The sequence below is a fragment of the Intestinibacter sp. genome (assembly GCF_034113885.1).
Classification (GTDB): Bacteria; Bacillota; Clostridia; order Peptostreptococcales; family Peptostreptococcaceae; genus Intestinibacter.
In genome coordinates this window covers 24,981-49,055 of sequence record NZ_JAXEWM010000146.1, presented here as the reverse complement: position 1 = coordinate 49,055, position 24,075 = coordinate 24,981, and the positions used below count along the sequence as shown (strand labels likewise).

24 protein-coding genes are annotated in these 24,075 nt (G+C 28.6%); all 24 read left to right on the top strand.

From position 1 onward, the window contains the following. The first annotated feature begins 33 nt into the window (after positions 1 to 33). The 24 genes from nusB to SPD90_RS08975 all read left to right on the top strand — a co-directional run bounded on the left by nusB (position 34) and on the right by SPD90_RS08975 (position 23,964). Complete coding sequence (nusB, locus tag SPD90_RS09090; protein WP_320625809.1) at positions 34 to 543, top strand: transcription antitermination factor NusB; 510 nt, start codon at positions 34 to 36, stop codon at positions 541 to 543. Next, positions 524 to 1,501, top strand: a complete 978-nt coding sequence (locus SPD90_RS09085) for a Kae1-like domain-containing protein (protein WP_320925014.1) — start codon at positions 524 to 526, stop codon at positions 1,499 to 1,501. Before nusB ends, SPD90_RS09085 begins: the two co-directional genes overlap by 20 nt. A 2-nt stretch (positions 1,502 to 1,503) precedes the next feature. Next, the gene (gene xseA / locus SPD90_RS09080; RefSeq protein WP_320925013.1) at positions 1,504 to 2,709 is read left to right on the top strand and encodes an exodeoxyribonuclease VII large subunit; all 1,206 of its coding nucleotides are present in this window, start codon (positions 1,504 to 1,506) and stop codon (positions 2,707 to 2,709) included. A gap of 2 nt (positions 2,710 to 2,711) precedes the next feature. Further along, positions 2,712 to 2,927, top strand: a complete 216-nt coding sequence (gene xseB / locus SPD90_RS09075) for an exodeoxyribonuclease VII small subunit (protein ID WP_320625850.1) — start codon at positions 2,712 to 2,714, stop codon at positions 2,925 to 2,927. Between the two features lie 2 nt (positions 2,928 to 2,929). Beyond that, on the top strand, positions 2,930 to 3,817 hold the full coding sequence (locus tag SPD90_RS09070; protein ID WP_320625851.1) for a polyprenyl synthetase family protein: 888 nt from the start codon (positions 2,930 to 2,932) through the stop codon (positions 3,815 to 3,817). A gap of 24 nt (positions 3,818 to 3,841) precedes the next feature. Then, positions 3,842 to 4,276, top strand: a complete 435-nt coding sequence (locus SPD90_RS09065) for a divergent PAP2 family protein (protein ID WP_320925022.1) — start codon at positions 3,842 to 3,844, stop codon at positions 4,274 to 4,276. Between the two features lie 179 nt (positions 4,277 to 4,455). Next, positions 4,456 to 5,268: a TlyA family RNA methyltransferase gene (locus SPD90_RS09060; protein WP_320625852.1), complete on the top strand. Its 813-nt coding sequence runs from the start codon at positions 4,456 to 4,458 to the stop codon at positions 5,266 to 5,268. A gap of 37 nt (positions 5,269 to 5,305) precedes the next feature. Next, on the top strand, positions 5,306 to 6,982 hold the full coding sequence (recN, locus tag SPD90_RS09055) for a DNA repair protein RecN (protein ID WP_320625853.1): 1,677 nt from the start codon (positions 5,306 to 5,308) through the stop codon (positions 6,980 to 6,982). A 66-nt stretch (positions 6,983 to 7,048) separates the two neighbouring features. Then, a complete protein-coding gene (locus tag SPD90_RS09050; RefSeq protein ID WP_320925012.1) occupies positions 7,049 to 8,101 on the top strand; it encodes a SpoIVB peptidase S55 domain-containing protein in 1,053 nt (350 codons plus the stop codon). Between the two features lie 202 nt (positions 8,102 to 8,303). Further along, the gene (gene spo0A, locus SPD90_RS09045; RefSeq protein WP_320625855.1) at positions 8,304 to 9,122 is read left to right on the top strand and encodes a sporulation transcription factor Spo0A; all 819 of its coding nucleotides are present in this window, start codon (positions 8,304 to 8,306) and stop codon (positions 9,120 to 9,122) included. A gap of 231 nt (positions 9,123 to 9,353) precedes the next feature. Further along, positions 9,354 to 10,475 carry a putative cytokinetic ring protein SteA gene (steA, locus tag SPD90_RS09040; protein WP_320625856.1) on the top strand — a complete coding sequence of 374 codons (1,122 nt, stop codon included), beginning with the start codon at positions 9,354 to 9,356 and terminating at the stop codon, positions 10,473 to 10,475. Positions 10,476 to 10,492: 17 nt separating this feature from the next. Next, positions 10,493 to 11,368: a copper transporter gene (locus SPD90_RS09035; protein WP_320625857.1), complete on the top strand. Its 876-nt coding sequence runs from the start codon at positions 10,493 to 10,495 to the stop codon at positions 11,366 to 11,368. A gap of 34 nt (positions 11,369 to 11,402) precedes the next feature. Continuing rightward, the gene (locus SPD90_RS09030) at positions 11,403 to 12,092 is read left to right on the top strand and encodes a glycosyltransferase family 2 protein (protein WP_320625858.1); all 690 of its coding nucleotides are present in this window, start codon (positions 11,403 to 11,405) and stop codon (positions 12,090 to 12,092) included. Positions 12,093 to 12,096: 4 nt separating this feature from the next. After that, positions 12,097 to 12,939, top strand: a complete 843-nt coding sequence (locus SPD90_RS09025) for a glycosyl transferase (RefSeq protein ID WP_320925011.1) — start codon at positions 12,097 to 12,099, stop codon at positions 12,937 to 12,939. Between the two features lie 4 nt (positions 12,940 to 12,943). Beyond that, positions 12,944 to 14,020: a DUF3866 family protein gene (locus tag SPD90_RS09020; RefSeq protein ID WP_320625750.1), complete on the top strand. Its 1,077-nt coding sequence runs from the start codon at positions 12,944 to 12,946 to the stop codon at positions 14,018 to 14,020. Further along, the gene (locus SPD90_RS09015; protein ID WP_320625749.1) at positions 14,013 to 14,543 is read left to right on the top strand and encodes an NUDIX hydrolase; all 531 of its coding nucleotides are present in this window, start codon (positions 14,013 to 14,015) and stop codon (positions 14,541 to 14,543) included. The genes SPD90_RS09020 and SPD90_RS09015 overlap by 8 nt, the downstream gene beginning before the upstream one ends. Positions 14,544 to 14,611: 68 nt before the next feature. Further along, complete coding sequence (locus tag SPD90_RS09010) at positions 14,612 to 15,196, top strand: hypothetical protein (protein WP_320625748.1); 585 nt, start codon at positions 14,612 to 14,614, stop codon at positions 15,194 to 15,196. 11 nt (positions 15,197 to 15,207) lie between these two features. After that, positions 15,208 to 16,095 (top strand): tyrosine-type recombinase/integrase, encoded by an 888-nt coding sequence (locus SPD90_RS09005; protein WP_320925010.1) that lies wholly within the window; start codon positions 15,208 to 15,210, stop codon positions 16,093 to 16,095. Positions 16,096 to 16,253: 158 nt separating this feature from the next. Continuing rightward, positions 16,254 to 17,330, top strand: a complete 1,077-nt coding sequence (mltG, locus tag SPD90_RS09000; protein WP_320925009.1) for an endolytic transglycosylase MltG — start codon at positions 16,254 to 16,256, stop codon at positions 17,328 to 17,330. An 87-nt stretch (positions 17,331 to 17,417) separates the two neighbouring features. Then, a complete protein-coding gene (locus SPD90_RS08995) occupies positions 17,418 to 18,089 on the top strand; it encodes an O-methyltransferase (RefSeq protein WP_320925008.1) in 672 nt (223 codons plus the stop codon). Beyond that, positions 18,082 to 19,008, top strand: a complete 927-nt coding sequence (locus tag SPD90_RS08990) for a peptidase U32 family protein (RefSeq protein WP_320625752.1) — start codon at positions 18,082 to 18,084, stop codon at positions 19,006 to 19,008. The genes SPD90_RS08995 and SPD90_RS08990 overlap by 8 nt, the downstream gene beginning before the upstream one ends. A gap of 56 nt (positions 19,009 to 19,064) precedes the next feature. Next, positions 19,065 to 20,717, top strand: coding sequence for a peptidoglycan D,D-transpeptidase FtsI family protein (locus SPD90_RS08985; RefSeq protein WP_320625744.1), 1,653 nt, complete (start codon positions 19,065 to 19,067; stop codon positions 20,715 to 20,717). Positions 20,718 to 20,835: 118 nt separating this feature from the next. Then, positions 20,836 to 21,486 carry an RNA polymerase sporulation sigma factor SigK gene (sigK, locus tag SPD90_RS08980; protein ID WP_320625743.1) on the top strand — a complete coding sequence of 217 codons (651 nt, stop codon included), beginning with the start codon at positions 20,836 to 20,838 and terminating at the stop codon, positions 21,484 to 21,486. Positions 21,487 to 21,930: 444 nt separating this feature from the next. Beyond that, positions 21,931 to 23,964 carry a PAS domain-containing sensor histidine kinase gene (locus tag SPD90_RS08975; protein ID WP_320925007.1) on the top strand — a complete coding sequence of 678 codons (2,034 nt, stop codon included), beginning with the start codon at positions 21,931 to 21,933 and terminating at the stop codon, positions 23,962 to 23,964. The last annotated feature ends 111 nt before the right edge of the window (positions 23,965 to 24,075 follow it).

Genomic DNA, 24,075 nt, shown 5'->3' with positions numbered 1-24,075 from the left:
TATAGTGTATAATAAGACTGAAGGAGGATGAACATGAAAAATAGAAGAGAAAAAAGAGAAACGAGCAGAGAATATTTAATGAAATTAATGTACCAAACTTATATATCAAATGGAGATATAACTGATTTAAATAACGAAATCGATATATTCCTAGAAAATAACGAGGAATACATAGTCAATAGATATGAAGAATTAGTTTTAAATTATTCAGATAAAGAAATAGAATTTGAAGGAATTTCAGTAAATGATTGTGTGGATAGAGTTTATCTAGATACAATGTGTGAAGTATTGAGAGATAAAATCGACGATATAAATGAATTAATAGAAAACAACGCTAAAAACTGGTCTATAAATAGATTTTCAAAAATAGATTTATCAATACTACAAATAGCAATAGCAGAAATGTTATCTGATTTAAATATACCAGATAAGGTTTCTATAAATGAAGCTATAGACCTTGCAAAGATGTATTGTGAAGAAAAAACACCTAAATTTATAAACGGAATTTTAGGAAGTGTTGTAAATGAAATCAAAAAAAGATAATATTGTAATAGGAATAGATACTAGCTGCTATACAACCTCTATAGCAGCTATATCTTTAAATAAAGAGATAATTTTAAATGAAAAAGTCATGCTTAAGGTTGACAAAAATGCAAAAGGACTTAGACAAAGTGAAATGGTTTTTCAGCATATATCAAATATAGGAAAAATAAGCGAATCTATAAATGATAAATTAAATGATTATAATGTAGTTGGTATATGTGCTTCTAAAGCTCCAAGACCTGTAGAGGGATCTTATATGCCTGTTTTTACTGTCGGATTAAATACAGCTAGATTATTGAGAGCTACACATAATTGCCCTATTTTTGAGACAACACATCAAGAAAATCATATTGAGGCGAGCTTATTAGGCAAGAGTTTATCAAATGAAAACAAATTTATTGCAGTTCATATGTCGGGTGGAACTCTAGAAGTAGTATTAGCGAGTAAAAATCAATTCGGATATGATTTAGAAATCATAGGCGGTACAAAGGACGTGAGCTTTGGGCAGCTCATAGACAGATTAGGAGTTAAGTTATCGTATGATTTTCCTTGTGGCAAATACATAGATAAAAACGCCCTTGATTTTACAGGGAAAATAAAAGAAGGCTTAAAAACAAGTGTAAAAGAAGGATATATGAATTTGTCTGGAATAGAAAATCAATTAAATAGAATAATAGATAATGAGGAGTCTGTAGATAAAAATTATCTATCGAGGTTACTTATGGATACTATTGTCAGATGTATGATTAAATCTCTGGCTTATCTATGTGAAAAATACGATACTTACGAGGTTGTATTTGCAGGAGGTGTATCCGCAAGTAAATATATTTCTAAAAGCTTAACTCAAAAATTGAGAAAATACAAAATAAAAGCTTATTTTACAGAGGGAGATTTGGCTACAGACAATGCAGTGGGGTGTGCCTTGATAGGAGTTAAAAATCTAAACTTAGGAGAGTAGATATGAAGATAAGAGCTTTAGATGTAAGTGAAGCAAATTCATACATAAAGCGAATTTTGATAAATGATCCAATACTCTACAATTTGAGAATTAAAGGAGAGATTTCTAATTTTAAATTACACAGCAGTGGAAATGTTTATTTATCATTAAAGGATCAAAATTCAAAAATAAACTGTGTCGTATTTAAAAGTGATTACAATAGAAGCTTGAATTTAGAGAATGGAACAAAGGTAATAGCGAGTGGATATATTTCTGTATATGAAAGAGATGGCTCGTATCAGTTTTATATAAAAAATATAGAAGTATCGGGAATAGGAAACCTATATATCGAATTCAACAAACTAAAGGAAAAATTACAAAAAGAAGGCTTATTTGATTACAAATACAAAAAGCCAATACCTAAGATACCTACATCAATTGGAGTAGTAACATCGCCAACTGGTGCTGTCATCCGAGATATAATAAATGTAACTAAAAGAAGATATCCAAAGGTGCATATAAAATTATATCCTGTCAAAGTGCAAGGACAGGATTCAAAGGAACAAATATGTCAAGGAATAAATTTCTTTAACAAAAAACATCCAGTCGACACTATAATTGTAGGACGAGGTGGGGGTTCTATAGAGGATTTGTGGTCTTTTAATGAAGAGGAAGTAGCTAGATGTGTTTTCGAATCAAAAATACCTATTATATCTGCTGTAGGCCATGAGACAGATTTTACAATATGTGATTTTGTAGCGGATATGAGAGCTCCTACACCATCTGCTGCAGCTGAAATAGCTACACCAGATATCGAGGAGTTGTATTTTAAGCTCGATAACATAAGAGGCAGAATGAATAAATCATTAAACAATGTAGTTGAATACGATGAGCAAAAATTAAAATATACATTTACGAGAATTAAAACTATATTAAATGATTATATTATTAACAACAAAATATATGAGCTGGATAAAATAACTGAGAGAATAAACTTAAATATGGAAAATAAAATAAACAAAGAGGAGATGAATTTAAAAAATTTAGGTTCATTACTTCATAATTTAAGTCCACTTAAAACATTAGACAGAGGATATAGTATAATAAATAAAGAAGATATAGTGGTAAATAGTATATCAAATGTATCAAAGGGCGACCAAATAGAAGTGATTTTATCTGATGGGAGCTTAGATTGTACTGTCGATAAAATAAATAAAAAAGAGGTATAAAAATGGAACTTACATACGAGCAAGCTTATTCAAAATTAGAAGAAATTTTAAATAAACTTGAAACAAATACGACATCATTAGATGAATCGTTAAAGCTTTATGAAGAAGGAATAAAATTATATGCAAGATGTAATAAATTACTTGAAGGAGCAAAGCTTAAAATAAGTAAATTTAACGAAGCTCAAGAACTAGAAGATTTCGACTTGGAGGAGGAATAACTATGGCATTTAAAGAAGAATTAAAAACAAAATCAGCATATGTTGAAGAATTATTAAATAAATATATGCCAAAGGAGGAGGGCTACCAAGAAACTATTTTTAAGGCTATGAATTATAGCTTAAGTGCCGGTGGAAAGAGACTTAGACCTATACTTACACTAGAAGCTACAAAAATTGTGGGGGGAGATGAAGAAAACGCAATACCATTTTCAGTTGCTATAGAGATGATACATACGTATTCTCTAATACACGACGATCTACCTGCTTTAGATAACGATGATTTAAGAAGGGGAAAGCCTACTAATCATAAAGTATTTGGAGATGCTATGGCTACTTTAGCAGGAGACGCGCTTTTAAATTACGCATTTGAAATAATGCTAAAGGAATCTATAGATACAGAAAATCCAAACTTAAAATTAAAGGCGATTTATGAAATTGCAAGAGGTGCAGGTATTTACGGAATGATAGGTGGACAGGTTGTAGATGTTGAGAGTGAAAATAAATCTATCGAAAAGGAAAAACTAGATTTTATACATATGAACAAGACTGCAGCTATGATTGTCGGTTGTATGAGAGCAGGTGCTACTGTAGGTGGTGCTACAGAAGAGGAGCTAGAAAATATAACTAAATACGCCAAAAATATAGGATTAGCTTTTCAAATAGTAGATGATATCTTAGATATAGTTGGAGATGAAAAGGTATTGGGCAAACCTATAGGTAGCGATATAGAAAATCATAAGTCTACATATCCCGCTTTAATAGGCCTTGATGAATCTAGAAAAGTTGCTAAAAATTTAATAGAAGAAGCTAAAGAAAGTATATCAAAGCTATCAGGAGATTCTGAATTTTTGAAGGATTTAGCTGATTATATAATTTCTAGAGATCATTAATTTATAGGATATTTAGGAGGAACAATAGTGGATATTTTTCAAAATAGAATTTTACTGATTAGTATATTCTCTTGTTTTTTAGCACAGTTTATAAAAATATTTACTGGCAAAGAAAGTAAAATAGATTTTAGAAGAATTTCAATTTCAGGTGGGATGCCTAGCTCTCACAGTTCATTTGTTACAGCTCTTGCAGTGCTTGTAGGATTTGATAAGGGATTTGCATCTACGGAATTTGCAATGACTGCTGTTTTTGCCATAATTGTAATGTACGATGCATCTGGAGTTAGAAGGGCTGTAGGCAAGCAAGCTGAAATTTTAAACCAAATAGTAGATGATTTTTTTCATGGAAAATTTGATCAACATGAGAGGTTGAAGGAATTAGTTGGACATACTCCAAAAGAGGTGCTAGTTGGAGCAGCATTGGGAATATTAATTGGAATAATTGGTTCCAATATATAAATTTTGAATAATTTCTTAAATTGAAAAAGTTACGAGAATATGATATAATTCAAGTGTTTAAAATAGAGAAAGAATATACTTTATTTAAGAGAGTATATTCTTTTTTTAGTGATAAATCTGATTAAAATGTTAAAAAAATGAAAGAATAAAAATATAATAAATAATTGAAAGGTAGTTTTATGAAAAAAAGAATAGATGTTTTATTAGTAGAACAAGGATTTTTTGAAAGTAGAGAAAAGGCAAAAAGATCTATAATGGCAGGTCTTGTATTTGTAAACAACCAAAAATGTGATAAAGCTGGTACAGAAGTAAAAATAGATGCTAAAATAGAAGTAAAGGGTAATCCTATACCTTATGTAAGCAGAGGCGGATTGAAATTAGAAAAAGCTATGAAAAACTTCGATTTAAGCTTAAAAGATAAGGTATGCATGGATATCGGTGCATCTACAGGAGGATTTACAGACTGTATGCTACAAAATGGAGCAAAAAAAGTATTTTCAATAGATGTTGGTTACGGACAGTTAGCTTGGAAATTGAGACAAGACGAGAGGGTTGTCTGCATGGAGAGAACTAATATAAGATATGTAACAATAGAAGATACTAAAGAATTTGCCGATTTTGCATCTATAGATGTATCATTTATATCTCTAAGATTAGTTTTACCAGTTGCCCATAATTTAATTATACCTGGTGGAGAGATTGTAGCACTTATAAAGCCACAATTTGAAGCAGGCAAAGAAAAGGTTGGTAAAAAAGGAGTCGTTAGAGAAAAATCAACTCATATTGAAGTAATAGAAATGGTTTCAAAATTTGCTGTAGAAAATGGATTTTCAATTTTAAATTTAGATTATTCACCTATTAAGGGACCAGAAGGAAATATAGAATATCTTATTCACTTAAAAAATAGCAATGAGGGTTATACATTTAATGAAGAAGACTATAAAAAGCAAATAATTAAGGTTGTGGAAGATTCGCATAAGCTGAATCATTAATCAAAAATAAATTTAGTCGAGAAAGAGGGGGTTTAATATGATCCTTGAAATGTATATGAAAAATTGCGCTTTGATTGAGGAGTGTAGGCTTAATATAAATAACGGTTTAAATATACTTACAGGGGAAACCGGAGCAGGTAAGTCTATAATAATTGAAGCATTAGGTTTATGTTTAGGAGAAAAATACGATAGATCTTTTTTAAGAAAAGGTACAAATAAGGGAGTAGCAGAAATATTAGTTTCATCAAAAAGCTCAAACCTTAGAGAAGTTTTAGACAAATACGGCATCGATTACGAAGATGACCAAGTTATAATAACAAGAGTTATTTACTCAGACGGTAAAAGCGTGGCTAGAATAAACGGCAGAACTGTAAAGGTTTCAGTACTTAAAGAGATTGCCTGTACAATAGTAGATTTACATAGCCAGCATCAAAATCAGCTTTTACTAAATAAAGATACACATATTAGATTTTTAGATTTATTTGGAGAAAAAGATATACAAAAATTAAAAATTAGCTATAAAGAGTTATATAATCAATTTAATAAAGTAAAAAAAGAATTAAATGATTTAAATGAAAATAAAGACGATATGGAAATCCAAAGGGAAATTGATTTAATCAAATTCCAAATAAATGAAATAGATTCAGCAAATTTAAACGAAGAAGAATACGAGGATTTGAAGACTCAAAGAGATCTATGCAGAAACAGTGAAAAGATTTACAACAATTTAAGCCTATCATATGAGAGATTATATGAAGGTGAAATAAACGCAGTAGATTTAATCGGCGTTGCTTCTAGAGAGTTAGCTGATATTGCTTCTTTTGACAAAAATATCGGCGAGTACAGTGAAAATATAGAGAGAATAATGTACGAGCTTCAGGATATATCTAGAGATATCAGAAATTACAAAGAAAACATAAGCTTTAACCCTTATGAAATGGAAGAAATAGAGCAGCGAATAGACCAAATAAACAATTTGAGAAGAAAGTATGGAAATTCTATAAGCGAAATATTTGAATATAGAGAAAAAATACAAAATAGATTAGATGAAATTTTAAATAGGGATGAAAAGGTAGCTGCTTTAAAAGAAGAGCTTGAAAAATTAGAAGCTGTACTTTACGACAAGGCTAGAGAAATAAGCAGAGAAAGAAAGAAGGTAGCTATAGATTTACAGGATATACTACTAGAAGAGCTTCGAAGCCTGAATATGAAAAACGTAGTATTTGAAGTTAATTTCAGAGAAATTCCATTTAATCAAAATGGCTGTGACGACGTAGAGTTTATGGCTTCATTCAATCTAGGAGAAGATATAAAGCCTATTTATAAGGTCGCATCAGGTGGAGAAATGTCTAGATTTATGCTTGCATTTAAGACTATTTTAGCTGATATGGACGAAATAGATACACTAGTATTTGATGAAATAGACACAGGAATAAGTGGTATAGCAGCGCAAATTGTAGGAGAAAAATTATCTAACATAGGTAAAAAGAAACAAGTTATCTGCATAACACATCTACCACAGATTGCAGCTAATGGAGACACTCATTATCGCATAGAAAAAAATACATCTAATAATAGAACTTATACTCATATAAAACAACTGACAATAGATGAGAGAATAGATGAAATTGCTAGATTGATAGCTGGAAATAATATAACAGAGAAGACTATAGAGCATGCTCATGAGATAATTCAGATGGCTCAGTGTGATTAGATTTAAAGAAGTTTGTAAAATAATAGTAAGGATTATTTTACAAGCTTCTTTTTTGTGTTTAAAAATATGAATAAATATAGAAAAAATACAAAATATAAAAAAAATATGAACATGTTAGGAGTGATTTTTATAAGAAAGACATATATGATTGTACTTGCCTTGGTATTGGGATTTATATTGTTTAATTTAAATAAGCTCGAAGCTTTAGATACTTTTTCTGACAGTCAAAGGTATGTATATGTACTTGGAGATGTCATAGGAATAAAGGCAAATACAGATGGAGTTTTAGTTTTGGGGGGAGAAGATCAGGTAGAATATGTAGATAAATTAAAAAAAGGCGACAATATACTATATATAAATGGCAAAAAAATAAATAGTAGCCAAGATGTATACGATATTTTAAATAGATTAAAGACAGAATATGTAGATATAACTTTTGAAAGAGAGGGACAATTTATAACAAAATCTATAAAGACTAAAAAAGAAAATGGAATTTATAAATTGGGATTTTGGGTAAGAGATAAAGTTTCAGGAGTTGGTACGATGACATGCTACGACCCTAAAGAAAATTTATTTTACGCAATAGGTCATCCTATTTGCGATATAGATACTCAAAAGATATTAAAAATAAATCAAGGCGATATTTACAGCTTACATGATTTAAAAATATCCAAGGGTGCAGAAAATAGGATAGGTCAAATTAAAGTAGATTTTGATTTAAAAAATAAAATAGGAAGCTTCAATAAAAATTCTGATTACGGAATAGAAGGAGTTTTATCAAAGGATTTATCTAATATAGATAAAAATAGAATATTGAAGGTTGCAGGTTTTAATCAGATAAAACTGGGAAAAGCTGAGATTTTATTTCAATCTGAAAATAATACTGTAAAATACTACGATATTTTAATAAAAAATATCGATAAAGAAAGTAAAATTTTGGAAATAGAAATAATTGATAGAGAATTGATAAACTACACTGGTGGGATAATTCAGGGAATGAGTGGCACTCCGATAGTTCAAAATAAGAAATTAATTGGAAGCATTGCTTATGTTTTGAAAAATAATCCAAAAAAAGGATTTGGTATTTTTATAGGAGAAATGATAAAATGGGGAAAATAAAATAAATTTAATTTTTAATGAAGGAATATAATTTTATAATGTCGAATATGCTTAATATCAGAGTTAACAGTAACAGTTAAAATTTTCTATATTATATAGGAAGATATATTTGATTTTAAAAATTATAAAAAGTTTAGATCAATTTAAGAGTATTTATATGAAGATTTTTACAAAAAATACCATGTTGATGGGGGGAATTATAATGAAGGATAAAATAAAAATAGTTTTAGCTGATGATAATAAAGATTTTTGCCAAGTACTAAAAGAATACTTATCTAATGAAGAGGATATAGAAATATTAGGTATTGCTAAAGATGGAGTCGAAGCATTACAGCTAGTACAAGAGAAGGAACCAGATTTATTAGTTCTAGATGTGATAATGCCACATTTAGACGGTTTAGGAGTTATAGAAAAACTAAATGGTATGAACTTAAGTAAAATGCCGAAGATAATAGTATTATCAGCTGTTGGACAAGATAAAATAACACAAACAGCCATAAATTTAGGAGCTGACTATTATATTGTAAAACCTTTTGATTTTGTAATATTTATAAACAGAATAAGAGAGTTAGTTTTAAATAAACCTGTATCTCCTCAAGTAAAGACAAAACCAGTCGCTGAATTGCAAATGATGAGAACGAATGAGAGCCCAAAAGCATCTGCTGGAAATATAGAAACAGAAATAACTAATATCATACATGAAATAGGAGTTCCAGCTCATATAAAAGGATATTTGTATTTGAGAGAAGCTATAAAAATGGTAATAGATAATGTAGAATTATTGGGAGCTGTTACGAAGGAATTATATCCAAGTATAGCGAAAAAATTCAACACTACTCCAAGTAGGGTTGAAAGAGCTATAAGACATGCGATAGAAGTAGCATGGAGCAGAGGTAAAGTCGATACTATAAATAAATTATTTGGATATACAGTACATACTACTAAAGGAAAACCTACAAATTCAGAATTTATAGCTATGATAGCTGATAAATTAAGATTAGAGCACAGTATAGTTAAGTAATTACTAAAAAGCCTTCTAGACAATAGGAGGCTTTTTTGATTACATAAAAAACTTAAATATTCTTAAAATAATATATAAAAAATTTTTAAACACTATTTATATGGTAAAATTTATATTAGAATAGAAGGGATGGAAAAATAGTGTAAAATGGCTATTCTTCCAAAATATTTATTTTATTTAAAAATAGTGTTATAATGTTCTAAGATTTAAAAAATTACGGAGGTCAATGAAATGAGAGTCGAAGCCCCAATTAAGGTAGACAGAAAAACAAAAAAGCTTGCAAAAAGACTTTCTGCTGGAGATATAGCTGTTATAAATCATATTGATATAGATGAAGTAGCGGCGAACTCTTTAGTTGAATGTAAGATAAAACTTGTTATAAATGCAGCTCCTTCAATAAGTGGTAGATATCCTAATAAGGGACCTAAAATACTTACAGAAAATAATATTCTAATTATAGATAATGTAGGAGAAGATGTATTTGAAGAATTAAAGGAAGGACAAGTTATTGAAGTTAATAATGGACAAATCTATAGAGATGGAAAATTGATAGGTCAAGGTGAAGTCATGGATGGGTCTGTTGTCAAAGCAAAAACTAAGATTGCATATGAAAATATGTCTGTAGAATTAGATAGATTCATAGACAACACTATCGATTACGCTAAGAGAGAAAAGGGATTTATATTAGGTGAGACAGAAATACCTAAAATGTCTACAGATTACAAAAATAGACATGTACTAGTTGTAGTAAGAGGACAAGATTATAAAGAGGATTTAGCTACAATTACATCTTATATAGAAGAAATGAAGCCTATACTTGTAGGTGTAGATGGTGGAGCAGATGCACTTATAGAGTGTGGATATACTCCAGATGTAATAGTTGGAGATATGGATAGTGTTACAGACGATGCATTAAGAAAGGCTAAAGAAATAGTTGTCCATGCGTATGTAGATGGTAGAGCTCCAGGACTTAAAAGAGTGCAAGATTTAGGATTAGATGCAGTAGTATTCCCTGCTCCTGGTACTAGTGAGGATATAGCAATGCTTACTGCGTATGAATACGGTGCAGAGCTAATTGTAGCCTTAGGGTCACATTCTAATATGATAGATTTCTTGGAAAAAGGAAGAAAAGGAATGGCTTCTACATTTTTAGTTAGACTAAAAATAGGAGCTAAGCTTATAGATGCAAAAGGAGTAAACTTACTTTATAAAAGTAAGCTAAAAATGAAGTATATATGGGCATTAATAGTTACAGCACTATTCCCTGTTTTAATAATTGCTTATTTATCTCCAACAGTACAACAGCTTATAAAAATACTACAAATAAAGATGAAATTTTTATTAAACATGTAAATTAGGAGGCAAAAGTTATGAATATAAATATGAAGTATTATATTGTTACTATAGGTGCTATATTTTTAGCTTTAGGTATAGGTATTATAGTAGGATTTAATTTAAATAACGATCAAGAGTTGACTAAGCAACAAAGTGAGGTTTTAGGAGAATTTGAAACTAGATTTGATTCTTTAAATAAAGAAAAAGAAGAGTTACAAAATCAAATAGATTCATTAAATGAAGATTATAATCAGTTAAAATCTTATATATCAAAAAATTATAGTATTTTAGTAAGTGATGAATTAAGTGATAAAAATACTGGAATAATACTTACTAATGAAAAAAATGACTATAGTGAAGATTTAGAACAAATAATAAAGGATGGAGATGGTGAATTAGCATTTAATATAGTCGTAAATGATGCTATTAATGATGAGAATAAATTAAAAGAATTATCAGATGAAATAGATACAGAAATAAAAACATCTCAAGACTGTATAGATTATGTAGTAGATGCTTTAAATACTGATTCTGCAAAGGAAGACTTAGAAAAATTACAAGATTTAGGATTAATAAAAGTAAAATCTCTAAGTGATAATTACACTTCATATGATTCTGTAGTTTTAGTAGGAGAAAATGAAGACGAAAATATAAAAACATCATTTGAAGTAAAAGACAAAAATATTATATCTAAGCTAAAATCAGAAAAGAAATATTTAGTTGCAGTACAAAGAGAAGATAGCAAGTCAGAATTTATAAAATTATGTTCAGATTCAAAAATATCAACAATAAACAATATTGATGAAGCAGTAGGAAAAATATCTTTAACTATGTTGATAAAAGATGAAAGTAAAGTAGGTAGTTTTGGAATAGGTGAAGATGTTCAAGATTTAATGCCATTTTCAAAATAAAAATTCACAATAATTTTGATTAAGGAGATGTAAGATGAGTTATATAAGTATAATAATACCGGCGTATAACGAAGAATTAAAAATAAAAGATACTTTAGAGAGCATTAAAAATATAAAGGAAATAGATGAAATTATAGTAGTCGACGATGGTTCTAGCGATAAAACATCAGAAGTCGCTAAAAGCGTAGAAAGCGATAAAATAAACGTAATAACACAAAGTCAAAATAGAGGTAAGGGATATGCTTTAAATAATGGCTTAAAGGAAGCAATGAAGAGAGCTGATATAATAGGATTTTTAGATGGAGATCTTGGAAGCTCAGCTAGTGAAGTAGAAAAATTAATAATTCCTGTTCTTAACAACGAATGTGATGTTACAATAGCTAAATTCCCTCCAGCTAAGAAAAAGGGGGGGCTTGGATTTGTAAAAAATCTAGCTAAAAATTCTGTATATGAAATGACAGGAGTAGAGCTTACTTCAACTTTATCAGGTCAAAGGGTATTCAAAAAAGAAGTACTTGAAATATTTGATGAAATACCATTTGGCTACGGTGTAGAAGTAGGAATGACTATAGACATACTAAAAAACAATTTCAAAATAAAAGAAGTTTTAGTAAATATGACTCATTCAGAAACAGGAAGAGACTTAAAAGGATTTATTCATAGAGGTAAACAATTCTATCACATTAAAAAAGTAATGAGACAAAAGAAAAAAGAATGGAGGTAGTTTTATGACACATTATATTTTCGAAGGGATAATATTTGTGTTGGGATTTTTAGGAACATATTTTATGATACCTTTATTCAAAAGTATGCTAGTAAATGGAAATATTATCAGACCTAACTACAAAAAAGAGATGATACCAGTAGGAATGGGAATAGTATTTTTACCTATGCTAATAATCAACAGCATAATAGTTATATATTTCATGTGGGGTATTATAGGTGCCATGGATACTGTAGGACTTGTATGTCTTTTACTATTTGTATTTTCTATAATGTGTATGTTTTTTGCAGGAGCGCTTGACGATTTAATAGGAAATAGAGATGTAAGTGGACTTAAGGGGCATTTTAAGAGTTTATTCAAAGGAGAGCTTACAACAGGCGGATTTAAGGCTTTATTTGGAGGCTTTGTAGGATTAGTTGTCTCAGTATGTCTTTCAAGTAGCATAGTGGAGATAATAGTAAATACATTGGTTATAGCACTTTCTACAAATTTAATGAATTTATTTGATTTAAGACCAGGAAGAGCTATAAAGGCTTATTTAGTCATTATAATACCAATATTTTTTACTTTGACAGGTTATATACAAATTCTTCCTCTGCTTATACTTCCTAATGTACTAGCTTACTTCAATACAGATTTGAAGGCTAGAGCTATGATGGGAGATACAGGTTCAAATGTATTGGGTATGTCAATAGGTGTGCTTATGGCGTTTGGATACGATATAAAGGTCAGAGCTTGTTGGTTAGTATTTTTAATATTGATGCATTTAATTACTGAAAAATTTTCACTTACAAAAATTATAGAAAAAAATAGAGTATTAAAATTTATAGATAATTTGGGAAGGTAGCAATATGATTAGTAAAAAGGTAGGTATAGTCGAATCTATAAAAAGTACAGATGATAATCTAGAGGACATAAGGGTAAATGTAAATGGACAGATTCAAAGAGCATACAATTACCCTAAGATGACTGGAAAGGTCAATATAGGAGATAAAATCGTATTAAATACTACAGCTGTTGAACTGAGCTTAGGTACAGGTGGGTATCATTTTGTAATAAGCAATTTAAATAATACGGAGTCAGATTTAGATGCTGACGGGCATATTATGAAGCTTAGATATACACCATATCAGCTAGTTGTGGACAGTGTAGAGGATCATGAGAGCAAATACCACGATGTAATAAATGAGTTTGAAAGCTTAGATGGTTTACCTGTCGTTGTAGGAACTTTACATAGCATGCTTACACCTTTTGTAGCATCATATAAAAGAAATAATCCAGATAAAAAAATAGCTTATATAATGACTGATGGAGCAGCGCTTCCACTTTATTTTAGCTTAAATGTCAAAAATTTAAAATCAAAGGGATTAATCGACTCTACTATTACAATTGGAAATGCATTTGGTGGGGATTACGAATGTATAAATATATATACAGGGCTTATAACTGCAAAGGAAATTGCAAAGGCAGACGTCGTATTTGTCAGTATGGGACCTGGAATTGCAGGTACAGGAACTAAATACGGATTTACAGGTATAGAGCAAGGTCCTATACTAGATGCTGTAAAAAAATTAGGTGGGATGCCTATAGCTATTCCTAGAATCAGCTTTGCAGATAAAAGGGAGAGACACCAAGGTATTTCTCATCACAGCATAACTGTACTAGACAAAATAATAAATGTAGATGTAAATATACCGATAACAATTTATGAAGAAGAAAAGTTAAATAAAATAAAAGCACAAATAGAAGAAAATAAATTAGATCAAAGACATAACGTAGTTTTTATTGAAAATGATAAATGCAAAGAGGATTTAGAGTATTTTGGTCTAAAAGTTAAGAGTATGGGAAGAAATTACGATGAAGATAGCGAATTCTTTGACTCTGCAAGTAGTGCTGCATATTATTTAATGGAGGTTTGTCATGATTGATAAGGAAAATACTGTAAGTAGTGATTTGATATATACAGGTAAGACTGTCAGTTTGAGAGTTGATACTGTAGAGGTCCCAAATAAGGGATATCAAAAGAGAGAAATAGTTGAACACAATGGTGTTGTGGCTATAATAGCTATAACAGAGGATAATAAAATTATTTTAGTCAGACAGTATAGAAAATCAATTGAAGATGTAGTTTTGGAAATTCCAGCTGGAAAATTAGAACTAAATGAAAATCCAAGAGAATGTGCTATGAGAGAATTTAGACAAAAGACTGGATATAGCGCAGAAAGCTTCAAATTAATACATAAATTTTATCCTTCAGTAGGCTTTTCAAATCAAATGATGTTTATATACCTTGCTAGTAAGCTTGAAAAATGCGAGGATAAAAGCGAGGATCAGCAGCTAATAGTAGAAGAAATAGACTTTGAAGAAGTATATAAAATGGTTTTAAACAATGAAATAGTAGACGGTAAGACATCTATAGGTGTATTACTTTCAAAAAATATGATTGATTAAATATAAAATGCATAACCTCCTCTCGGTTAACATAATAATTATATGTAAAGATAGAGGAGGTTTTTAAATTGGGAAAAAAAGATAAAAACACAGGTTTAATAATTGTAAGCTTAATTTTTATGTTGTTTGTGGTAGTAGGAGCATGCTTAAATAAATTTGATAGCTGTAATGTTGAAAATATATCTATTCAAATTGATGAGATTAGAAATTACTACAGTGGCGACATAGATATAAAAAATTTTATTTTTATGAATATAAAAGAATACATTAGGTATTTGGGATCTATAGGAATTTTAAGCTTGCTTTTCTTTACATTTCCATTAGCAATCGTAGTATTTGTAGTCAAGGCTGTATCGATAGGATACACGATAAATACATGCATTTTAATGTTTGGGTTTAGCAGTATTAAAATGTGTACAATAGTTTTTCTAAAAAATATTATCATGATCCCCATATCGATAATTTTAATAATATTATCATTAGAATATGTAAAAAATATTTTTAAACAGTTGAAAAAGAAAAGACAAGATAGTATATTATCTTTAGGAAAGAGGTTTTTGTTGAATTTAATAATTATTATGTTTAGTTCTATTATATTGCAATCATTATTAAATGTAATAGGCATCAGTATAATACAATTCCTAGCAAGATAAAGGAGTTAAAAATGAAGGTTTTAAAAGAGTATTTAGATTATATAGAAAAAAGTAAAAAGCTATCAAAAAATACAGTGGCATCTTATAATAGAGATCTAAAAAAATACTTAGATTATTTGAGTTGTAATAATATAGATATTTCAGATGTTGTTGAAAATGATATTATAAGCTATTTGATTGAGCTTGAAAAAGACGATGTTTCTGTATCGTCGATTTCGAGGATGATATCTTCCATTAAGTCGTATCATGATTATTTGTTTTTCAATAAGCTCGCAAGTACAGATCCTTCAAAGAATATAAAAAAGCCTAAGATAAATAGAAATGCGGTTGAAATTTTGACAGAAGAAGAGGTAGACAAATTATTGAGATTTGATGATTTATCTACGCCTAAAAAAATAAGGGATAAGGCTATATTTGAGGTTTTGTATGGGACAGGTATTAAAGTTTCAGAGCTTATACAGATGGATTTAGAGGATGTAGATTTAGATATTGATTACATATATTGTGGCAGTGGAAAAAATCAAAGGGTTATACCTCTTTGTGAAACTACAAAGTTATATCTATTAAAATATATAAACCATTCTAGAAATTCACTTGCATATGAGGATGAAAAAGCCTTGTTTGTAAATACGCAAGGACAGAGGTTTACTAGACAAGGGTTGTGGAAGGTAATAAAAAAATATGCCCAAAAGGCAGATATAAGAAAAAATATAAATCCGACAACACTTAGACATTCCTTTGCCATACATCTTTTAAATGGGGGTGCGAATGTAGCTGTTGTAAGTAAGATATTAGGAAATTCTAATTTGTCGAGTTTGCAATTATATTTAAAATATATAGACAAGAATTTAAGAAAAGAAATAAAGGAAAAACATCCTAGGAAGGATCAAATAAAATAAAGAGTCTTCATACAAAATGAAGGCTTTTTTTGTTTATAATTATTTTATTTGGAAATAATATATATATGAGTGTTTCTGAACAAGTATTTTCTTGTTGAAATATTTTTAGCTAAGTTTTATAATAAAGAAGATACAAATACAGCGAGGAGCAATAAAATATGAAATCAAATAAGAAAAAAGTTATCGTATTAATAGCGGCAATTATTTTATTAGTATTTACAGCGGTTCTATTTGTAGTATATCAAGGTGGACCTTGTGATAAAAATAATAGCAAAGATCTAGTAATTGATATACCTATGGGTTCTACAGTAGACGATGTAGCTCATATTCTTAAACAAAAAAATCTGATAAAAAATGAATTTGTTTTTAAAATAAATTTTAAAATAAAAGATAATAACTCACATATGAAATCTGGCAGCTATTTATTGAATCAAACTCTTTCAAATAGCGATATAATCGACAAATTAATCTCCGGTGAAATATACCAGGATGGTGTCAAAATAACTATACCAGAGGGCTCTACATCAAATGAAATTATAGCCTTATTAGTAAAAAATGAATTGGGCAAAAAGGAGGATTTTGAAGAATTAATCCAAAATCCAAGTGTTTTTTACGATGAATTTGATTTTTTAGATCAAAAAGACATAAAAACACTAGAAGGATTTTTATATCCAAGTACTTATTATTTTGATGAAGACTCAAAGCCAGAAGATATAATAAAAGAAATGGTTAAATTATTCGATAAAAGCTATACAGAAGAATTACAAAGCAAACAGAAGGAGATTGGATTGACTCTTCAGGAGGTCGTTAATTTAGCTTCTATAGTAGAAAAAGAAGCTATACTAGATGAAGATAGACCTATTATAGCGAGTGTATTTTACAATAGATTAGAAAAAGACATGCCTCTTCAATCAGATGCTACTCTTCAATATATTTTTGAGGCTAGAAAAAAGAGAATGACATACAATGATTTGAAAATAGACTCTCCGTACAATACTTACATTGAAAAGGGATTGCCACCAACACCTATTGCAAATCCAAGTATTAAATCTATAAAGGCAGTTTTATACCCAGAGGATACAGATTATCTGTACTTTGTAGCCGATATAGATGGAGGAAATGTCTACAGCAAGACTTATGAAGAGCATCAAAAAAACGTGGCAAAATACAGAAAAGATAGAGATCAAAGAAATAAAGAATTGGAGGAAGCTTCAGAAAAGTCCAATCAAAAATAGAGTTTAATATGGATTATATCTTAACGGGGTATAATCCATATTGTTGTGGTAACATTTAATTATAATAGAAATTAAGGAGTGAAAAATTTGAGTAATATAGTTAACGATGTTGTTGAGGATTATATAAGACATACATTAAAGGACACAGAAGGTCTTTTAAAGGAATTAGAAATATATGCAGAGGAAAATAGCGTGCCTATAGTTCACAAGGAGGTATCTGATTTACTAAAGGTACTTTTAAAAATTCAAAAGCCTAAAAGAATTTTGGAAGTAGGTTGCGCAATAGGATACTCTTCTATATTGTTTGCTACAATATGTGGAGAGGATTCTGATATCACGACTTGCGAGAGAAATCCAGTAATGATTGAAAAGGCAAAGGAAAATATAAAAAGAGCCGGCTTTGAAAAAAATATAAAAATACTTGAAGGCGATGCAGTTGAGAGCTTAAACAGTGTAGAAGGCGAATTCGATATGATTTTCCTAGATGCAGCTAAGGGTCAATACAAGTTATTTTACGATTTAGTTATAGATAAATTAAAAGTGGGTGGAGTATTGATATCAGATAATATTTTATATAAAGGTATGATAGCTGATAATAATTTAGTAGTTAGAAGAAAGAAGACTATAGTAAAGAGAATGAGAAATTACTTAGATTATATTTGTAGCTGCGACTACTTGACGACTTCACTTTTACCGATGGGAGACGGAGTTGCTATAAGCTATAAAGAAAGCGAAAGAGGTGACGGTGAGGATGCATAAGGTCGAGCTTACATGTTATGCAAGCAATTTAAAATGCCTAAAGGAAGCTATATCTAGCGGTGCAGATAGCGTATACGTAGGTGGTGAATCATTTGGTAGGGATACTTTATCAGATGATTTTTCGAGAGAGGATCTTATAGAGGGAATTAAATTTGCCCATGATAACAATAAAAAAGTATATTTAACTATTAATTTACTTCCTCACAACAAGGATTTTGATGGATTTAGAGAATTTTTAATGGAATTAGATAGATTAAAAGTAGATGCTCTAATAGTTTCAGAGCCTGGAACTTTAGTCACTGTTAAGCAAATTTTGCCAAATATGAAAGTGCACTTAGGCAATGTATCTAATGTTTACAACTACGAAACTGCCAATTTCTGGCATAACCAAGGTGCAAACAGAGTTGTAATATCTAGGGAATTATCTATAAAAGAAATGGAAACTATGAGACTTAAAACACCTGAAGATTTAGAATTAGAAGCATTTATACATGGACCTATGATTATGTCATATTCAGGAAGAAAGCTGATTACAAGCTATTTAGAAAGCAAAGGAAAAGACGATTATTCTCCTAAGAAGAGATATAATTTAACTGAAGAAAAGAGAAAAGGTCAATATTGTCCTGTTTACGAAGATGAAGGAGGAACAATATTCTTTGCAAGTAGAGATTTATGTATGATCGAGTATTTAGATAAAATAATCAAGTCTGGAGTTAATACTTTGACTATAGAAGCTAGAATGGAAGACGAAAATTATGTAAAAAAAGTCGTTTCGGTCTATAGAAAAGCGATAGACGACTTTTATCAAAATAATTTTGAATATAAATGTAGCGAGGATATGTTGGAAACATTGAAAGATGCTACTCATAGAAAGCATACGACAGGATTTTATTTAGAAGAAATTGTAAATTACGATTGATGAGTATATGCCCCTTAATTATTGTCAAAAATGACTATTAGTTAAGGGGTGATTTTATGTGTTTTAAAGGTGAAAATTTATTGAATAGGACTAGAATAAGTTTTTTAATTTTTGCAATTATTATAATTGGATTGATATGTAGGCTGACTTATTTAAGCATTTATAAATGCGAGTCTTATACAAATAAAATTGAAAATCAAAGCACTTATAAGGTAAATCTAAATTCTGGAAGAGGTATTATATACGATAGAAATAATATACCTTTGACTGATACAGAGAAGAAAAAAGTTATTATAATTCCAAAATATATAGTAAGTGGAGATTATAAAAATATAAATACAATAAAAGAAGCCACAAATTTGACCGAAAACGATATATTTAAAGCAGTTCAGGAACAATTAGATTCGGAATTAATAGAAGTAGAAGTAGGAAATTTAAGTAAATATAATATTGAGAAGTTAAAAAAAATAAACGTAGTAGTAGAAGATAAGGTATATAGATACAAGGACGATAATCTATTAAGCCATACAATTGGATATATAAATAAAAGTGAAAATAAAGGTGTAAGTGGAATCGAAAAAAGCATGGATTGCGAATTGAAAGGATCTAATCAAAAATATATATCTGTGTTTAAAGCAGGAGCCTTAGGAGAAAAAAATGGACTTAATCTAGTTGAAGGGAGTTTTTCAAAAGTATCAAATAACGATAAAAATCTAAAGCTAACTATTGATTCTAATATTCAAAACAAAGTTGAGAAAATCGTCGACAAAGAGGAAAATCCTACAGCGGTAATTATATCTGATGTTCAAACAGGAGAAATACTTGCTATGTCATCGAGACCAAATTTCAATCAAAATAAAATTGAGGACTCTCTAGATAAAAAAGACGGTCAATTGCAAAATAGAGTTATTTCTGCTACTTACCCAGCTGGATCTGTCTTTAAAATGGTAGTTTTATTTGCAGCCTTGGAAAATAAAGTCGTGACTGATAGCACATACTATTACAACTGTACAGGAAGTGAGCAGGTAGGAAATAGCGAAAGATTAAACTGCAATAATTTATCAGGTCATGGAATTGAGACTTTAGGACAATGCTTTGCAAATTCCTGTAATACAGCATTTTATGACATAGCTAAAAGAGTAGGAAAGTATGAAATATATAAAGCAATAACAAAGCTTCACTTAGATGAAAAAGTGGATATAGGCTTAGATGAAGAGGTAGATTCAAATATACCAGATGATATATCCTTGAGCAATTTGTCTATAGGACAAGGATCTTTAGAATTTACACCTATACAAATAAATCAAATGACACAGATTATAGCCAACAATGGACTTTATAAACACCTGTATATATATGATAGTGTAGTAGATGGCTCTATGAAGCAAATAAAAAAATTTTCCTCTTCAAAGGAAGAGGATTTGATATCTCCTTATACCTCAACTCAGATTAAACAGTTTATGATAGGAGTTGCAAATACTGGCACAGCAAAGGATTTAAAGGATTTAGAAGGTGGATGTGGTGTAAAAACTGGAACGGCTGAAAGTAGTATAAACAATACTAAAATAACTCATGGATGGATAACAGGATTTTATCCTATAAATGAACCTAAATACGCTATAACTGTTTTAGTAGAAGGTACTGAAAAAAGTAGTAAATCTGCAATACCTATTTTTAAAGATATTTGTAATAGTATAAATAATTATTAAAAAATTAAATGATTTAATAGAATATGCCACAATAACAAAAATTTTACATTATAAGGGAAACTTATCGAGCTGAGATTCATATAATTTAGAGTGACAGTTATATTAAGGGGGTGGCATATTGACTCTTATTAAATCATTTGAAAAACCATTAACCCCTAAAGAAGAGATGTACTATTTAACCTTATTAAAAAATGAGAATAATAAAGAAGCAAAGGAAATTTTAGTTGAAAGAAATATGAGACTAGTCGCACATATTTCTAAAAAATACAATAATTCTGGAGAAGATCTAGATGACTTAATTTCCATAGGTACTATAGGTCTTATTAAAGCGATAGACACATTTAATGTAGATAAAGGAATAAGACTTGCTACCTATGCTTCAAAATGTATAGAAAATGAAATTTTAATGAATATAAGAAGTAATAAAAAAAATAAAACACAAATATCCTTACAAGATCCCATAGGAGTAGATAAAGAAGGGAATGCAATTAGTTTAATAGATATATTGGGAACGGATGTGGATTATATTATAGATAAAGTTGAATTAAAGATAAAAATAAGTAAGCTCTACGAAAAAATAGATCAAACTTTAACAGAGAGAGAAAATGAAATAATTAAATTGAGGTATGGTCTTACACCTCATGGATATAAGACTCAGAGAGAAATAGCACAGAAATTAAATATATCTAGATCTTATGTGTCTAGAATTGAAAAAAAAGCTCTAAAAAAATTGAAAAAAGAATTAAAACTAGAAAAAAGCCTTATTTAAGGCTTTTTTGTCGTTTATTATTTGTATTATCTGTTCATAAAGTGACAAATTATTTAAATTTGATGTGTTAATATTTACATATATAGATAAAAAAGTCTTCAAATGTACTAAATAATAAGTGGGTGATGTATTATGTATGGATTAAATAAAATTTTTTTATTAAATGATATTAATATTATAATTGCAATTATTGTAGTTGTGATGTCTATTTTTATTTATAGTTTAACGAAATATCCGATTTATGTATCATTTGTGATAGTATATTTTTTCGAAATTTTGTTATTTATTAGATCGAATAGTAGCTATTTTGGCTATTATTTTTATATAATCTTGTCGATTGTTTTTCTAGTAAAGATACTCTGCATAATAATCAATAGAAATAATATAAAATTACATCATTTGGACAAGCTACTATTAATTAGTGTGTATTTTATTGGGTTGATATTGGTAGCAAACTACATTGTAACATCGACAATTATAAATTTATTGGGAAATACTATAGTTTTTTATAAATTTATATATAAGCAATTAGATTATATAAGTAAAAAGCTGCCTTATATTGAAAGAAAAATTATAAATAAAGAAAAATATATAGAAGATGTAAATAGACAAATAATTAGAGAAAATGATAGAAAAATAGATTTAATTAAAAAACAGAAACAGATTAATAATTTATATGATGCAATAATTTCTAAAATAGATTATCCAATGATTATTTTACAAGATTGCAAGTTAGTATATAAAAATGATAGTTTTAGCTATACTTTTGATCAAGAAAAAATGCAACATTTTGACGTAGAGAGATTTTTTAGGAATAATTTTTTTTACAGTAAAAAAATTATAGATTTTAAAAATATAGATGAAAGCTTTGCAAAGATAATTATAAATTCTTTTAAAAAACAAACCTATGAATTATATATGATAAAAGTAGATAGAGAAAAACAAACATTAAAAATATTTATATTTCGAGATATTACGCATATGAACAATATGGAGAAAACAATACAATTTAATGAAAAAAGCTATAAAAAATTAATAGAATTTATGGAGGATGGTGTGATAATTACAGATCAAAATCATATTAGCTATATGAATAAAAAGGTGTACGATATATTTGATATTGATCAAAAAAAATACCAAATTTCCTCAATAGAAGATTTATCAAATTACGTAATAAATGAAGATAAAGAAGTATTTATAAAAAATATTATTACAGATAACTTTTTTGATAGTGAAAAAATGTGGATGATAAAAACTTTTAACAATAAAACTGTAAAAGTAATAGAAAATTTTTTGGACTATGAAAATAAAAATTTCAAATTAGTAATATTTTCTGACGTTACAAAGAATCAAAATCTAATTGAAGATATAGAAGAAAGAGAAAAAATATATAGAGTATTGCTTGAAACTCTACCAGATGGAGTTATTATTGTAGATAAAATTACTAAAAAATACATCTATAGAAATAAATGTATGATAAACATGTTTAAAAAAGTTGGTATAGAAAAAATCAATGATATTGTAAAAGATTATATAAAATCAGGTGAATTTGATGTAGAAAAAAAAGTAGATTTAAACGAGAAACAAAATGCATCTATTATTATAACGGATATAGAGGAACAAAATATTTATATAGTAGTTTTTAAAGTTATGGATAAAAAACATAAAATAGACGATATCAAATATAAAATGCAAAAAATAAAAAAAGCAGAAGAATTCAAAACACAATTTTGTATGGATATAGTAAACAAAATAGAAAAACCAGTAAATGATATGCTATACAATAATAAGCAGATGGAAAAAAATATAGAAGCACCGATAATAGAAAATCATATAAGCTTAGTGAGACAAAATTTATATAGATTGAAGAAAGTATTGGAAAATATACATGATATTATGAGCATAGAAAATTATAGATATAACTTAAATTATACTGTTTTTGATATAGTCGAATTAATGAAAAATATAGTTGATTTGTCGAAGGCTTATGCCAATAAAAAGGATTTAAATATAGAAACCTATTTTAGCGAGGAGGAGATTTTAGTTTATTTGGATAGCATAAAAATGCAAAAGATATTATTAAATATTTTATCAAATGCTATAAAGTTTACAAATCAAGGCGGAAATATAAAAATGTCAATAGAAAAGAAAATTGACTTTATAGTTATTAGTATAAAAGATAATGGAATAGGAATTCCAAAGGAAAAAATAGATTTTGTATTTGAAAATTTTGAGCAGGTAGATAAAAGCTTATCTAGATTGGCAGAAGGTATGGGTATGGGTCTTTATGTATCTAAAAAACTATCTGATATACAGGGGATTTATTTAAATGTCGATAGTGAAGTAAATAAAGGCAGTGAATTTAAAGTTTTGATAAGAAATACAGAAAATTCATTTTTGAAAAATAAGTATAAAAAACATATAGTTGTTGAACCAGAATTTGTAGATATACAACTTTCTGATATATATTCTGCTTAATTTTATTAGCAGTTGGAGGGATAAATATGTTGAGATTATTTATTATATCGATATGTATATGTTGTTTGTTTTTTATTAAGTTTATTTCTTATAAAAATATTAAACGACTTA

Bases quoted from the DNA above. Each gene is read 5' to 3' on its own strand.
- nusB (WP_320625809.1), top strand. From the start codon at position 34: ATGAAAAATAGAAGAGAAAAAAGAGAAACGAGCAGAGAATATTTAATG.
- SPD90_RS09085 (WP_320925014.1), top strand. From the start codon at position 524: ATGAAATCAAAAAAAGATAATATTGTAATAGGAATAGATACTAGCTGC.
- xseA (WP_320925013.1), top strand. From the start codon at position 1,504: ATGAAGATAAGAGCTTTAGATGTAAGTGAAGCAAATTCATACATAAAG.
- xseB (WP_320625850.1), top strand. From the start codon at position 2,712: ATGGAACTTACATACGAGCAAGCTTATTCAAAATTAGAAGAAATTTTA.
- SPD90_RS09070 (WP_320625851.1), top strand. From the start codon at position 2,930: ATGGCATTTAAAGAAGAATTAAAAACAAAATCAGCATATGTTGAAGAA.
- SPD90_RS09060 (WP_320625852.1), top strand. From the start codon at position 4,456: ATGAAAAAAAGAATAGATGTTTTATTAGTAGAACAAGGATTTTTTGAA.
- recN (WP_320625853.1), top strand. From the start codon at position 5,306: ATGATCCTTGAAATGTATATGAAAAATTGCGCTTTGATTGAGGAGTGT.
- SPD90_RS09050 (WP_320925012.1), top strand. From the start codon at position 7,049: ATGAATAAATATAGAAAAAATACAAAATATAAAAAAAATATGAACATG.
- spo0A (WP_320625855.1), top strand. From the start codon at position 8,304: ATGAAGGATAAAATAAAAATAGTTTTAGCTGATGATAATAAAGATTTT.
- steA (WP_320625856.1), top strand. From the start codon at position 9,354: ATGAGAGTCGAAGCCCCAATTAAGGTAGACAGAAAAACAAAAAAGCTT.
- SPD90_RS09035 (WP_320625857.1), top strand. From the start codon at position 10,493: ATGAATATAAATATGAAGTATTATATTGTTACTATAGGTGCTATATTT.
- SPD90_RS09030 (WP_320625858.1), top strand. From the start codon at position 11,403: ATGAGTTATATAAGTATAATAATACCGGCGTATAACGAAGAATTAAAA.
- SPD90_RS09025 (WP_320925011.1), top strand. From the start codon at position 12,097: ATGACACATTATATTTTCGAAGGGATAATATTTGTGTTGGGATTTTTA.
- SPD90_RS09020 (WP_320625750.1), top strand. From the start codon at position 12,944: ATGATTAGTAAAAAGGTAGGTATAGTCGAATCTATAAAAAGTACAGAT.
- SPD90_RS09015 (WP_320625749.1), top strand. From the start codon at position 14,013: ATGATTGATAAGGAAAATACTGTAAGTAGTGATTTGATATATACAGGT.
- SPD90_RS09005 (WP_320925010.1), top strand. From the start codon at position 15,208: ATGAAGGTTTTAAAAGAGTATTTAGATTATATAGAAAAAAGTAAAAAG.
- mltG (WP_320925009.1), top strand. From the start codon at position 16,254: ATGAAATCAAATAAGAAAAAAGTTATCGTATTAATAGCGGCAATTATT.
- SPD90_RS08990 (WP_320625752.1), top strand. From the start codon at position 18,082: ATGCATAAGGTCGAGCTTACATGTTATGCAAGCAATTTAAAATGCCTA.
- SPD90_RS08985 (WP_320625744.1), top strand. From the start codon at position 19,065: ATGTGTTTTAAAGGTGAAAATTTATTGAATAGGACTAGAATAAGTTTT.